Source organism: Paraburkholderia strydomiana, from assembly GCF_031456815.1.
Taxonomy (GTDB): Bacteria; Pseudomonadota; Gammaproteobacteria; order Burkholderiales; family Burkholderiaceae; genus Paraburkholderia; species Paraburkholderia caledonica.
This window is the reverse complement of sequence record NZ_JAVDVL010000005.1, coordinates 281021-293558: the sequence shown is the minus strand read 5'-3', so window position 1 is coordinate 293558 and position 12538 is coordinate 281021. Positions and strand designations below refer to the sequence as shown.

The window sequence follows — 12538 nt, the reverse complement described above, 5'->3', positions numbered from 1 at the left end:
GACGTATTCTCATGGATAGCGCGGCGTGCGACGCGTGCGAACGATCGCCGTGTGCCGGGGCCGCACGTTAGTCGTCATATCGTTAGGCCTCGGATCACACAGCGGGTCAGTCGCTGAACGTCAGTCACCGAGTGTTTGTGCCTGATCGTCGAGCCAGATCAAGGCGGCCATGCGGCCGGTCTCCCGATCGCGACGATACGAATAGAACCGTTCACGTTGCGTGACCGTGCACAGATCGCCGCCGGCAATGCGCGTCACGCCGAGCCGCTGCAAACGCAAGCGCGCCAGCGCAGGAAGGTCCGCAAGGTATTTGCCGGCGTTTCGAGGATGTTCGACGAAAGCACTCGCCGTGGCCTCTCGCCCGCTTTCGTCCGTGCCGTTCATGAAGGCGTCACGCACGTCCGCACCTACTTCGAACGACTCCGGTCCAATGCACGGTCCCAGGTACGCGTGCAACGCGCCCGCTTGCACGCCGGCGAGTTCCGCGACGCGTTGCGCCGTTTGCTCCACGATGCCTGCCGCGAGTCCGCGCCATCCCGCATGCGCTGCGCCGACTGCACGCCCCGCTTCGTCGCACAACAGCACCGGCATGCAGTCGGCGATCATCACGACGCACGCGATGCCCGCACGATCGGTAACGCTCGCGTCAGCCTGCGCCGGCGCACCGCTCGCGCGCGCTTCGCTAAGCGCGTCTTCTGCACGCACGATGCGCGCTCCGTGAACCTGATCGAGCCACGCTGCCTCAGTCAAGCCAGCTAGTTCCAGGAGCCGCGCGCGATTGGCGGCGACGGCCGCCGGATCGTCACCGGATTTCATCCCGAGATTCAGGCCGCCGGGCTGGTCCGCGCCGTCGCGCCAACGCCCGAACGGCGGCTCGCTCACGCCGCCGTCGCGCATGGTGACGAGCGCACGCACCCGCGGCGCCACGTTCCAGGCGGGTTGCACGACATCGGCAAAGCTCAGTTGCGGCAGGCTCGTCATGCGCGATCGTCCTCGTCTTGCTCTGAATGGTCCGCGGCTGCGTCGTCGTCATCGTGCTCATCGAGGTCGTCCATCTCCTCGCCAAGCGACGCTTCGTAGCCGTCTTCCTCATAGTACGTCTCGTCGAAATCGCCCGCATCGTCGCGGCCGAGACCGAGCGCCGCCGACAGCGCCGCGATGTCTTCGGGCACGTCGGCGCGCCATTGCATCGTGCGGCCGGTTTTCGGATGAATCAGACCGAGGCGCCATGCATGCAGCGCCTGACGCGCGAACTCGCCCGGCAGCGGCGTAACAGAACGCTTGCCGCGGGCGCGACCATAGACAGGATCGCCGAGCAGCGGGTGGCCAATATGCGCGCAGTGCACGCGGATCTGATGCGTACGGCCGGTTTCCAGATCGCAATGGATCGCGGTGACCGGCTGACGCTGCCAGATCGCCGTATCGACGCGCCGGAAATGCGTGCGCGCCGGTTTGCCCGATGCGCCCGTAACCACTGCCATGCGGGTACGCTCGCGCGGATCGCGGCCGATCGGCGCGTCGATCGTGCCTTCTTCGGGCATGTTGCCCCACACGAGCGCGAGATAGCGGCGCTTCACCGTGCGCGCCTGCAACTGGCGCACGAGGTCGGTCTGCGCTTCGAGCGTGCGCGCAACCACCATCAGCCCTGACGTTTCCTTGTCCAGCCGATGCACGATGCCCGCGCGCGGCAAGCCCGCCGCCGCGTCTCCGTAACGGTACAGCAGACCGTTCAGCATCGTGCCGCTCCAGTTGCCGGCCGCGGGATGCACGACCATGCCGGCCGGCTTGTTGACGACCACGAGCGTGTCGTCTTCGTAGACGATTTCCAGCGGCACCGGTTCGGGCGTGAACGCGAGCTGTTCGGGCAGCAGATCCGGCACGAGTTCGATCGTCGCGCCGAGCGGAACCGGCTGGCGGATTTTCGCGGGCTTGCCGTCGATGCGCACGCGCTCCGCCTCGATCCAGCTTTGAAGCCGGTTACGCGAAAACTCGGGGAACACGCGCGCGAGCACCTTGTCGAGGCGCTCGCCCGCCAGTTCGTCGGGAACCACGACATGGCGCGGGGTTTCGTCGGCGACACGGTTCGCCACGGTGGGTATCGTGCTCGCCGCACGGGCCTCGCCGAGCGCGTCGACGCCGAGATCGTCGTCGAGCGAATCGGCGCCCAACGCGTCGGAGGGGTCGGCGCTTACGTTATAATCTTCGTTGCTATTCCCGGCACCGGTTGCAGCGCCTGGAGTATTTGAGCGGGTCATTGAGTCTGGGTCACCTGGACGTAAAGCTAGACTGGAAAATGCGAGCCTTGAACACCATCACTAAAGCGGCGATCAATTTGAAGGCCATGAAGAACGCGGCCCGGAAAGTGGCCGGATACATTGCGTGTGCCGCAGCCGTCGCGGTTGTTGCGGCTTGCCACGGCCTGCCGGAGAAGACCGACGAAACGGCAACGTGGAACAACAACAAATTATATACGGAGGCGAACGACGCCTTGAGCGGCGGCGATTTCGGCAAGTGCGCGAAATACTTCGAAATGCTCGAAGGCCGCGACCCGTTCGGCCACTTCGCACAGCAGGCCCAGATCAACGTCGCGTATTGCAACTGGAAAGACAATGAAGCCGCGGCCGCCGACCAGGCTATCGACCGCTTCATCCAGCTGCACCCGGATCACCCGGACATCGCGTATGCGTACTACCTGAAGGGCATGATCCACTTCAACGACGACCTCGGTCTCTTCGGCCGCTTCTCCGGTCAGGACATGAGCGAGCGCGATCCGAAGTCGCTGCGTGAGTCGTACGATGCGTTCAAGGTCGTCGTCGACCGTTATCCGAACAGCAAATACGCGCCCGACGCCGCACAGCGCATGCGCTACATCGTGAACGCGCTTGCGTCTCACGAAGTCCACGCGGCAGACTACTACTACCGCCGCGGCGCCTATGTGGCTGCGATCAACCGCGCGCAACTCGCGTTGAAGGAATACAAGAACGCACCGGCTATCGAAGACGCACTGCACATCATGATGCTGTCGTACGAGAAGCTGAACCAGCCGCAACTGGCCGACGACACGAAGCGCGTCCTGGCCGGCACCTTCCCCGACAGCCCGTACATCACGGGCCATGCAAGGCCGGGTAAGGAAAAGTCGTGGTGGCAGTTCTAAGCCGCGCGGCACGCTGAAACATCGGCTGCAAGTGAAAAACGCCACGACCCAGGTCGTGGCGTTTTGCTTTGTGCGGTGGGTCCAAGCGTCGGTCTATGCGTTCGCTGATGCGTTCATGCGTTCGCGCTTCGTCAATCGCGCTCGAACAACGCAATCGACTCCACATGCGACGTGTGCGGGAACATGTTGACGACGCCGGCGCCCACCAGCCGGTAGCCGGCCTCATGCACGAGCAGACCGGAGTCGCGCGCAAGTGTCGACGGATTGCAGGACACGTAGACAATACGCTGCGGCAGCGGCCCTTCGCCGCTCTGAGCAATCTCCGCCAAAGCCTTCGCGACCGCGAGCGCGCCTTCGCGCGGCGGGTCGATCAGGAACTTGTCGAAGTGGCCGAGCGCGCGAATGTCGTCGGCGGTAACTTCGAAAAGATTGCGGCACGCGAACGACGTGTGCGCCGCCACGCCGTTCAGCTCCGCGTTGGCGAGCGCGCGCGAGGTGAGCACTTCACTGCCTTCGATACCCACTACTTCCTTCGCGACACGCGCGAGCGGCAGCGTGAAGTTGCCGATGCCGCAGAACAGGTCGAGCACGCGGTCGCTGCGCGCCGGCGCCAGCAGGCGTAGCGCGCGGCTCACGAGCACGCGGTTGATCGCGTGATTCACCTGCGTGAAGTCAGTCGGCTTGAACGGCATCCGGATGTCGTATTCCGGCAGCGTGTAGTCGAGCTGCACATCGAGCGGATAGAGAGGCGTGACGGTGTCGGGCCCGCCCGGCTGAATCCAGAACTGGACCTTGTGCTCGTCGGCGAATTCGCGCAGCACCTGCTCGTCGGCAGAAGTCAACGGCTCCAGGTTGCGCACGACGAGCGCCGTCACCGACGACCCGACCGCCAGTTCGAGCTGCGGCATGCGATCGTAAATAGACAGCTTGCGCACCATGAAGCGCAGCGGCATCAGCATGGCCGATACATGCGGCGGCAGAACCTCGCACGTTTTCATATCCGCGATGTAGCTGCTTTTCTTCTCGTGAAAGCCGATGCGCATGCCGCCTTTTTCCGGCAGAAAACGCACCGCGAGACGCGCGCGGTAGCGGTAACCCCAAGCCGGTCCGTGAATCGGCCGGAACACCGTTTCGGGGCGCAGCTTCGCCAGATGCTGAAGGTTGTCCTCGAGCACGCGCTGCTTGACCGCGACTTGCGCGCGAATATCGAGATGCTGCATCGAACAGCCGCCGCAAATGTCGAAGTACACACACTTCGGCTTGGTGCGCATCACGCTTTCGCGGAACACCTGGACGACTTCGGCCTGCTCGAATTTCGGCTTGCTGCGATGTGTCGAGTAGCTCACGCGCTCACCGGGCAGCGCGCCTTCGACGAAGACCACCTTGCCGGGCGTGCCGTCCTCGCTCTCTATGCGGCCAACGCCGCGGGCTTCCATATCGAGTGAAACGATTTCAATGACCGGTTCATTGCCGGTAATGACTAGCGCCGGCGCCGGAGCGGGCGTCTTATGATATTTCGACGGGCGCTTCGGCGAGCGACGGTGGGGGGCAGTTCGGGACACCTGCTACTTCCTGGCAAACTTTGGGGAAAGGCGAGATTGTAGACGAAGCGCCGGGCGACGCCCTCACCCCACGCGCATCGCCGGCACCGCCTGCAGCGCTACTGATCGAACGCTGCAAGATACTCCGCCCATTGTGGCGCCGTTTCGAGCGCCAGTGCGTTCTTGACCAGATTGATCTCGTCGGCGTATTCCGCGGCGGAAAATGCGCCTCGAATGAGCTGAAAGCGGCAATAGAGCAGATACGTATTGACGACGTCGGTCTCGCAGTAATTACGGATTTCCTCAATCCGCCCTTCCTGATACGCATGCCACACCTGGCTGCCGTCCATACCCATCTTGCCGGGAAAGCCGCACATTTTCGCCAGCGCGTCGAGCGGCGCGTTGGCGCGCGCCTGGTACATCGCGAGCACGTCCATCAGATCGGTGTGGCGCGCATGATAACGGCTGATGTAGTTGTTCCACTTGAACTCGCGGTCGTCCTCGCCGAGATCCCAGAACCGGTAGGCGGGTATTCCGTTGACGAGCGCGCGATAGTTCAGCACCGGCAAGTCGAAGCCGCCGCCGTTCCACGACACGAGCTGCGGCGTGTACTTCTCGATCACGCGATAAAACGACTGCACGAGCGCCGCTTCGCCGTCTTCCAGCGTGCCGAGCGAGCGCACGCGAAAACCGTTGTTGTCGCGAAAGACGCAGGAAATTGCGGCGATCCGTTGAAGATGATGCGGCAGAAAATCGCTGCCCGTCTTCTCGCGGCGGGCGGCGAACGCATGTTCGGCGACTTCGGCGTCGCTCATTGTGGCGGGCAAATCTTCGAGGCGGCGGATGCCGGCGACATCGGGAATCGTCTCGATGTCGAAAACAAGAATCGGTGTCATCTGGTTAGAGAACGGCGTCTTTCCGAACGCCGTTGGAGGCGAAAAAGCGCTTCAAGCGCACGAGCGCTTCTTGCTGGATCTGGCGCACACGCTCGCGCGTGAGGCCCATTTCGTCGGCGAGTTCTTCGAGCGTGGCGGGCTCGATGTGGTTCAGGCCGAACCGGCGTTCGATCACATGACGATGCTTGTCCGACAAGCGTGCAAGCCACGCGCGCGTAAGCGTCTCCAGTTCCCGATGCTGGACCTCCGCGTCCGGCGACTGGCTCTGGTCATCGGACAACAGATCGAGCAGGCTGCTGGCGGGATCGAGATCGAGCGGTGCGTCGAGCGACGCCGTGTGCTCGTTCAGCGCGAGAATGTCAGTGACTTCGTCAGTGGTCTTACCAGTCAGATATGCAATGTCGTCGATGCTGGCGTCGCGGCGCTCGGCTGCTTCGCCCGAATTCATCGAATTTTTTTCCAGATGGCGCTTTGCACGCAGCACCTGATTGAGCTCGCGAATCACGTGCACCGGCAAGCGCACGGTGCGCGCCTGGTTCATGATCGCGCGCTCGATGCTCTGTCGTATCCACCACGTCGCGTAAGTAGAAAACCGGAAGCCGCGCGTGGGATCGAATTTTTCGATCGCATGCATCAGGCCGAGGTTGCCCTCTTCGATCAGATCGAGCAGCGGCACGCCGCGGTTCAGATAACCCTTAGCGATGCTGACGACAAGCCGCAGATTGCGCTCGATCATTACCTGCCGTGCTTCGAACTCGCCCGCCTTCGCAAGACGGGAGTACTTCTGCTCCTCTTCGACGGTGAGGAGCGGCTTTACGCTGATGCGGTTCAGATAATGCTGGATCGTGTCGGCCGTCAGCTCGGCCTGCAGCAGCGCGCGGAAGTCGTCGGCGTCGGGCACGACCTCGGCCGCGCCTTCGCGCGCGTCGCCGCCTTCTTCCGCGCTTTGACGCTCGTCGAGTTCGCGTTCTTCAACAGTCTCTTCTTCCGCTTCGGAAGCGCCGCTTTCGTCCACCGAAGCGGACGTGGCATCGCTGATCGTTTCAGATTCGGCTTGCGGCAGGCTGCGCTTCGATTTCGGCATGGTCGTATCGCTTATTGCGGCGGCAAATACTTCAGTGGGTCGACAGGTTTACCCTGTCGGCGAACTTCGAAATGCAACATGACGCGGTCTGAATCGCTGTTACCCATCTCGGCGATTTTCTGCCCTTTCGTTACCGCGTCCCCCTCTTTTACCATCAAAGAGCGGTTGTGTGCATACGCGGTGAGATAAGTTGCATCATGCTTGATGATAATGAGATTGCCGTAACCACGCAGCCCATTTCCGGCATAAACCACGCGGCCGTCGGCGGAGGCCTTTACTGCATCGCCCGCCGCGCCGCCAATGTTGACACCTTTGTTTGTCGAATCGTTAAATGTACCGAGCAACGGACCACGCACCGGCCACGCGAAGTTCACGTTGCCGGATGCGCCGGCGCTCGAATCGCTCGCCGCACCTGCCGCACCTGTACTGGACGGCGGCGTGAGCGCAGCGTTGTTCGCAGTCGTACCGTAGATGGGCGGCGCGGCGACGCCGGCCGCACCACCTGCGGACGGCGACGTGCCGTTCAGCGGCGCGCCCTGCACTGCGCCGGTGCTGCCGATGGGCGCGGTCGTCACGCCCGGCGTCAACGCGGCGGTATTCGCGCCCGGCGGTACGACGCGCAGCAGTTGATCCACCTCGATCTGATTCGGGTTCGTGAGATTGTTCCACGCGGAAATGTCACGGTAGTTCTGGCCGTTCTCGAGTGCGATCCGATACAGCGTGTCACCGGGCTTCACGCGGTAGTAGCCCGGCGGCGGCGGCCCGAGCGGCACCGGCGGCTGCTGCCCAGCCTGCGTGCTGAGCACATTGCCGCCGGAGCGGTCGACGACCGGCGCCTGATCGAGCCGGGATGCACAGGCTGTCATCAACAGGGACAAGGCGAGCACGCACACGCTGCGCTGGGTTACGGACATAGGGATATTCAGACTGGTTCTTTGCATCGCGCGCAACATACTCATCGGTGTCAAATCACTCCGGATTTTAAGGGTACAAAGAAAACGCGATCAAGCCGCGACTCGCGCCACTGCGCCGGTCCGAGACGCTCGACGAGCGTCAGTACCTGGCTCTGACCTTCCTGCGAGCCGACCGGCGCGATCAGACGGCCGCCGATCGCGAGTTGTTCAAGTAATGCTTGCGGTACGTCGAGGCCCGCGGCGGCGATCAGAATGGCGTCGAACGGCGCCGCCGACGGCAGGCCCAAACGCCCGTCGCCATAGTGCAGCCGGATGTTCGGAATTCGCAGCGGACGCAAGTTTGTCTTCGCGCGCTCGGACAACGGCTTGATCCGTTCGATCGAATACACCTCGCGCGCGACCTGGCTCAGCACCGCCGCCTGATAACCGCAACCCGTGCCGATTTCGAGCACGTTGGTCAGCGTGCGGCCCGCCGCCGCGAGTTCGATCATTCGCGCGACCACCGACGGCTTCGAGATAGTCTGGTGATGCCCGATCGGCAGCGCCGCATCTTCGTAGGCCTGAACCGCGAGACCCGGGTCGACGAACATGTGGCGCGGCACGACCGACATCGCGTTCAACACGCGCTGATCGGTAACGCCGTTCGCACGCAGGCGTTCGACCATGCGTTCGCGAACCCGTTCCGAGGTCAACGCCATGGCGCCGTTCAAAGCCACGTTCGGCGCTGCGCTGCGCTCCGCCGGCCGGCTTGCGGATTTTGCCGACGACGCCAATTGGGCTGGCACTCGCGCGGGCGTCGATGCCGATGCCGGCGCAGCGCTTCTGCCCGATGACGACGGCCGCGCGGTCGCACTTTGGACGACAGGCCTTGCCGACGTTTTCGCTGCTGGCGCGGGCGCGGCGAGCGGCTTTGGCGGCGTCATGACCTGTGGCCTCGCCTGCGCACCGACCGGCGACTTTGCCGGGACCGGCGCCTGCACTTGACCTTGCTTCGACTGCGGTTTGCCCGCTACACCGGGCTGCAGATTCCTAGCGGGCTGTTGCCTCGCATTGAGCGCAGCACTCGCGGCAAGTGCTGCGGCGCGCACCTCGCCCGGACGGCCTTCCGGCCGGCGCGGCTCGCGCACCAGATCCTCGAGACCGAGCGGGAAGCGCTTCGCGCGCTCGCTCGTCATGAAGCGCCGCTACCCGCGCGCGCCCAGTCGCGCGCCGCCGGCAACATCTGCGTGTGGGTCAGATCCAGTTGCAGCGGCGTGATCGACACATGGCCGTTGGCGACTGCGTGGAAATCGGTCCCTTCGCTAGCATCGCGGGCGCTGCCCGACGGTCCGATCCAGTAGATCGGTTCGCCGCGCGGATTAGTCTGGCGGATCACCGGCTGGGACGGGTGCCGCTTGCCAAGACGCGTGATATGCCAGCTGCGCAATTGCTCGTACGGCAGGTTCGGAATATTGACGTTCAGAAGCGGATGCCCCGGCAGCGGATGTGCAAGATAGTGCGCGACGATCTCTGCGGCGACGCGCACCGCGTCTTCGAGATGCACCCAGTCCTTGTCGACCAGCGAGAAGGCGATGGCCGGCACACCGAACATGATGCCTTCCGTAGCGGCCGCGACGGTGCCCGAATAGAGCGTGTCTTCGCCCATGTTCTGACCGTTGTTGATACCCGACACGACGAGATCGGGCGTGTGGTCGAACATGCCCGTCAGCGCGATGTGCACCGAGTCGGTAGGCGTGCCGTTCACGTAGTAGAAACCATTGGCCGAGCGCAGCACCGAAAGCGGCCGCGACAACGTCAGAGAATTGGACGCGCCGCTGCAGTTCTGTTCGGGTGCCATCACGGTCACATCCGCGAGCGGCTTGAGCGCTTCGTAAAGCGCGGCAAGGCCGGGCGCCAGATAACCGTCGTCGTTGCTGAGTAGAATTCGCATGCGGCGATTGTAACCGAGGAAAGAAGGCGCGCGAACGACACGACCGGGGTGTTGCGCGCACCACGCAAAGCGCAGGCGCCGGGCTCGCCACAAGGCGCACGAGGCTTGCAGTAACGGGACCTGCGCGCTCCGCCAACGGGGATAAACGTACGGTCGTACGGATGCTTTACACTCGAAGCGACTGTGAACCCTGACCGAATGGAGACACGATGCGCGCGATTCGCTGCAATCAATATGGGCCGCCCGAAAACCTCACCGTAGAGAACCTGCCGGAGCTTTTGCCCGAGGCCGGGCAGGTCGTGATCGACGTGAAGGCCGCCTCCGTCAACTTTCCCGATGTGCTGATCATCGAGAACAAGTATCAGTTCAAACCGCCGTTGCCCTTCACACCCGGCTCAGAGGTCGCGGGAATCGTGCGCGCGGTCGGTGCGGGCGTCACGCAGTTCACGCCGGGCTCGCGCGTGGTCGCGTTCACCGGTTCGGGCGGCTTCGCGGAGCAGGCCGTAGCGAGCGCGTCGGCATGCGTTCCGCTCGCGGACGGCGTCGACTTCGAACTCGCTGCGGCGTTCACGCTGGCGTATGGCACCTCGCACCATGCGGTCGTGGATCGCGCCGCGTTGCAAGCTGGCGAGACGATGCTCGTGCTAGGCGCGGCAGGCGGTGTCGGCCTCGCGGCTGTCGAAATCGGCAAGGCGCTCGGCGCTCGCGTGATCGCGGCCGCTTCAAGCGACGAAAAGCTGAGCATATGCAAAAAGCATGGGGCGGACGCGACGATCAACTACAGCACCGAAGACTTGCGCGAGCGCATCAAGGCACTCACCGACGGGCGCGGTCCAGACGTGATCTACGACCCGGTCGGCGGCGTGTATACGGAGCCGGCGTTTCGCAGCATCGGTTGGCGCGGGCGCTATCTGGTGGTGGGTTTTGCGAACGGCGAAATTCCAAAGCTGCCGCTCAATCTGACGTTGCTCAAAGGCGCAAGCGTGGTCGGCGTGTTCTGGGGAGATTTCGCGAAGCGCGAGCCCGAGCGCAATCATGCCGCGTTCGAACAGATGGTCGGCTGGATAGGCGAAGGCAAGCTCAAACCTTACGTGTCGGCGCGCTACCCGCTCGAAGAAACAGGGCGCGCGCTGCGCGACATGGCCGAGCGCCGGGTGATCGGCAAGGTGGTGATTACGCCATGACTGTCGGCGCCCCGTGGCTACGGTAGGGCTGCGGGCGCGCAGCAGACCACTGGGCGTTCGGCAAAATAAAACAGCGTGTGGCTCTTCAGCTCACACGCTGTTTTTCTTTTCTGCGGCGTTGCGATTCCTAGAGCTTTTCGGTATCGCCGGTTTTCGGCTGCCACTTCATCAGATGCCTTTCCCCGACGCCGACGATCGCGTCGAGCACCAGCGCGAACGCGGTCAACACCAGAATGCCGGCAAACACCGTGTTGATGTCGAAGGTGCCTTCGGCTTGCAGAATCAGGTAGCCGACGCCGCGCGCCGAGCCGAGATACTCGCCCACCACCGAGCCGACGAAGGCCAGGCCCACCGACGTATGCAAGCTCGAAAAGACCCAGCTCATCGCGCTCGGCAAATAGACGAAACGCAGCAGCTGCTTGCCGTTCGCGCCGAGCATGCGCGCGTTGGCGAGCACGACCGGGCTCACTTCCTTCACGCCTTGATACACGTTGAAGAACACGATAAAGAACACCAACGTGACGCCCAACGCGACCTTCGACCAGATGCCGAGACCGAACCACACGCCGAAGATCGGCGCGAGAATCACGCGCGGCATCGAGTTCGCGGCCTTGATATACGGATCGAATAGCGCGCTCGCGAGCGGCGACAGCGCAAGCCACAAACCGACACCAAGACCCAGCGCCGTGCCGAACGCAAACGCGAGCACGGTCTCGAGCAGCGTGATCCACAGGTGCAGATAAATCTCGCCGGTCGTGAACCACTCCCAGATCCGCAGCAGCACTTTTTGCGGTTCGCCGAAGAAGAACGCTGCCTTGTTCGGGTCGTCGAAATAAAACGCCGGCAAGAGCGTCGGGCTCGTCAGCACGTACCAGAGCACGAAGCACAGCACGAGCAGCAGCCATTGCCAGATCACCAGATTCGCCCGGTTAGGGCGCAACGTCTTCCACATGACTCGGTTTGCCTTAGACGATTGATAGACGTAAAACGTGACGCGCGCCAACGGTCATTAGACGGCGCTCAGTTGTTGCTGATAGCCCTTGAGGACCTCGTCGCGCAGCACGCTCCAGATTTGCGCATGCAATTCGACGAAGCGCGGATGCGAGCGGATTTCCGCGACGTCGCGCGGACGCGGCAAGTCGATCGTGAATTCGCCGATGGGATGCGTACCCGGCCCCGCCGACAGAACGACCACGCGGTCGGACATCGCGATCGCCTCGTCGAGATCGTGCGTGATGAAGAGCACTGCCTTGCGTTTGGCCGCCCACAGCTCGAGCAACTCGTTTTCCATCAGCTGACGCGTCTGGATGTCGAGCGCCGAAAACGGTTCGTCCATCAGGATGATGTCCGGATCGAGAATCAGCGTCTGCGCCATCGCGACGCGCTTGCGCATGCCGCCCGACAACTGGTGCGGATAACGGTCGCCGAAGCCGCCGAGGCCCACGCGCTTGAGCCATTCGTCGGCCTTCTCGCGCGCCTCGGCTTGCGGCACGCCGTGAAATGCGAGGCCCGCGAGCACGTTGTCGATAGCCGAGCGCCACGGCATCAATGCGTCGGCCTGGAACATGTAACCCGCGCGCCGGTTGATGCCCTTCAACGGCTCGCCGAATACGCTGACCGAGCCCGACGACGGCCCAAGCAAACCGGCGCCGACGTTGAGCAACGTGGATTTACCGCAGCCGGTCGGGCCCACCACCGAGACGAACTCGCCCGGCGCGATTCTCAACGTGGTGTCTTTGACCGCCGTGTAGCGTTGCGCGCGGTTGTCGCGCGCAGCGAACGTGCAAGTGATGTTTTCGAGCGCCAGGGCTGCAACGGTCATCGTTCGACTCTGT

The 12538-nt window shown here is 63.5% G+C and carries 12 protein-coding genes; 2 read left to right on the top strand and 10 right to left on the bottom strand.

Annotated features, from left to right (window positions below):
• Positions 1-120 precede the first annotated feature (120 nt).
• Both pgeF and J2W46_RS16450 read right to left on the bottom strand, forming a co-directional pair.
• The gene (gene pgeF / locus J2W46_RS16455) at positions 121-981 is read right to left on the bottom strand and encodes a peptidoglycan editing factor PgeF (RefSeq protein ID WP_310355032.1); all 861 of its coding nucleotides are present in this window, start codon (positions 979-981) and stop codon (positions 121-123) included.
• Complete coding sequence (locus tag J2W46_RS16450) at positions 978-2255, bottom strand: RluA family pseudouridine synthase (RefSeq protein ID WP_310355030.1); 1278 nt, start codon at positions 2253-2255, stop codon at positions 978-980. The genes pgeF and J2W46_RS16450 overlap by 4 nt, the downstream gene beginning before the upstream one ends.
• A gap of 86 nt (positions 2256-2341) precedes the next feature.
• Between J2W46_RS16450 and J2W46_RS16445 the strand changes: the two genes are divergently transcribed.
• Positions 2342-3154, top strand: a complete 813-nt coding sequence (locus tag J2W46_RS16445; protein ID WP_123282643.1) for an outer membrane protein assembly factor BamD — start codon at positions 2342-2344, stop codon at positions 3152-3154.
• A gap of 131 nt (positions 3155-3285) precedes the next feature.
• Here J2W46_RS16445 and rlmD read toward each other — a convergent pair whose 3' ends face one another.
• From rlmD to surE, 6 genes are all read right to left on the bottom strand, one after another.
• The gene (gene rlmD / locus J2W46_RS16440; RefSeq protein WP_310355028.1) at positions 3286-4716 is read right to left on the bottom strand and encodes a 23S rRNA (uracil(1939)-C(5))-methyltransferase RlmD; all 1431 of its coding nucleotides are present in this window, start codon (positions 4714-4716) and stop codon (positions 3286-3288) included.
• Between the two features lie 98 nt (positions 4717-4814).
• Complete coding sequence (locus J2W46_RS16435) at positions 4815-5591, bottom strand: 3'-5' exonuclease (protein ID WP_027798806.1); 777 nt, start codon at positions 5589-5591, stop codon at positions 4815-4817.
• A gap of 4 nt (positions 5592-5595) precedes the next feature.
• Positions 5596-6675, bottom strand: coding sequence for an RNA polymerase sigma factor RpoS (rpoS, locus tag J2W46_RS16430; protein ID WP_310355024.1), 1080 nt, complete (start codon positions 6673-6675; stop codon positions 5596-5598).
• An 11-nt stretch (positions 6676-6686) separates the two neighbouring features.
• On the bottom strand, positions 6687-7634 hold the full coding sequence (locus tag J2W46_RS16425; protein ID WP_310355022.1) for a peptidoglycan DD-metalloendopeptidase family protein: 948 nt from the start codon (positions 7632-7634) through the stop codon (positions 6687-6689).
• 5 nt (positions 7635-7639) lie between these two features.
• A complete protein-coding gene (locus tag J2W46_RS16420; protein ID WP_310355021.1) occupies positions 7640-8764 on the bottom strand; it encodes a protein-L-isoaspartate(D-aspartate) O-methyltransferase in 1125 nt (374 codons plus the stop codon).
• Positions 8761-9519, bottom strand: coding sequence for a 5'/3'-nucleotidase SurE (surE, locus tag J2W46_RS16415; protein ID WP_020065854.1), 759 nt, complete (start codon positions 9517-9519; stop codon positions 8761-8763). The genes J2W46_RS16420 and surE overlap by 4 nt, the downstream gene beginning before the upstream one ends.
• A gap of 209 nt (positions 9520-9728) precedes the next feature.
• Between surE and J2W46_RS16410 the strand changes: the two genes are divergently transcribed.
• Positions 9729-10703, top strand: coding sequence for an NADPH:quinone oxidoreductase family protein (locus J2W46_RS16410; RefSeq protein WP_310355019.1), 975 nt, complete (start codon positions 9729-9731; stop codon positions 10701-10703).
• 127 nt (positions 10704-10830) lie between these two features.
• On the opposite strand, the gene J2W46_RS16405 is transcribed toward J2W46_RS16410, so the two are convergent.
• Both J2W46_RS16405 and J2W46_RS16400 read right to left on the bottom strand, forming a co-directional pair.
• Positions 10831-11655 carry an ABC transporter permease gene (locus J2W46_RS16405; RefSeq protein WP_020065852.1) on the bottom strand — a complete coding sequence of 275 codons (825 nt, stop codon included), beginning with the start codon at positions 11653-11655 and terminating at the stop codon, positions 10831-10833.
• A gap of 57 nt (positions 11656-11712) precedes the next feature.
• Positions 11713-12525: an ABC transporter ATP-binding protein gene (locus J2W46_RS16400; RefSeq protein ID WP_020065851.1), complete on the bottom strand. Its 813-nt coding sequence runs from the start codon at positions 12523-12525 to the stop codon at positions 11713-11715.
• Positions 12526-12538: the final 13 nt, after the last annotated feature.

Coding starts and splice junctions, on each gene's coding strand:
- J2W46_RS16445 (WP_123282643.1), top strand. CDS start 2,342: ATGAAGAACGCGGCCCGGAAAGTGGCCGGATACATTGCGTGTGCCGCA.
- pgeF (WP_310355032.1), bottom strand. CDS start 981: ATGACGAGCCTGCCGCAACTGAGCTTTGCCGATGTCGTGCAACCCGCC.
- J2W46_RS16450 (WP_310355030.1), bottom strand. CDS start 2,255: ATGACCCGCTCAAATACTCCAGGCGCTGCAACCGGTGCCGGGAATAGC.
- J2W46_RS16400 (WP_020065851.1), bottom strand. CDS start 12,525: ATGACCGTTGCAGCCCTGGCGCTCGAAAACATCACTTGCACGTTCGCT.
- J2W46_RS16435 (WP_027798806.1), bottom strand. CDS start 5,591: ATGACACCGATTCTTGTTTTCGACATCGAGACGATTCCCGATGTCGCC.
- J2W46_RS16425 (WP_310355022.1), bottom strand. CDS start 7,634: ATGAGTATGTTGCGCGCGATGCAAAGAACCAGTCTGAATATCCCTATG.
- J2W46_RS16410 (WP_310355019.1), top strand. CDS start 9,729: ATGCGCGCGATTCGCTGCAATCAATATGGGCCGCCCGAAAACCTCACC.
- J2W46_RS16420 (WP_310355021.1), bottom strand. CDS start 8,764: ATGACGAGCGAGCGCGCGAAGCGCTTCCCGCTCGGTCTCGAGGATCTG.
- rpoS (WP_310355024.1), bottom strand. CDS start 6,675: ATGCCGAAATCGAAGCGCAGCCTGCCGCAAGCCGAATCTGAAACGATC.
- J2W46_RS16405 (WP_020065852.1), bottom strand. CDS start 11,655: ATGTGGAAGACGTTGCGCCCTAACCGGGCGAATCTGGTGATCTGGCAA.
- surE (WP_020065854.1), bottom strand. CDS start 9,519: ATGCGAATTCTACTCAGCAACGACGACGGTTATCTGGCGCCCGGCCTT.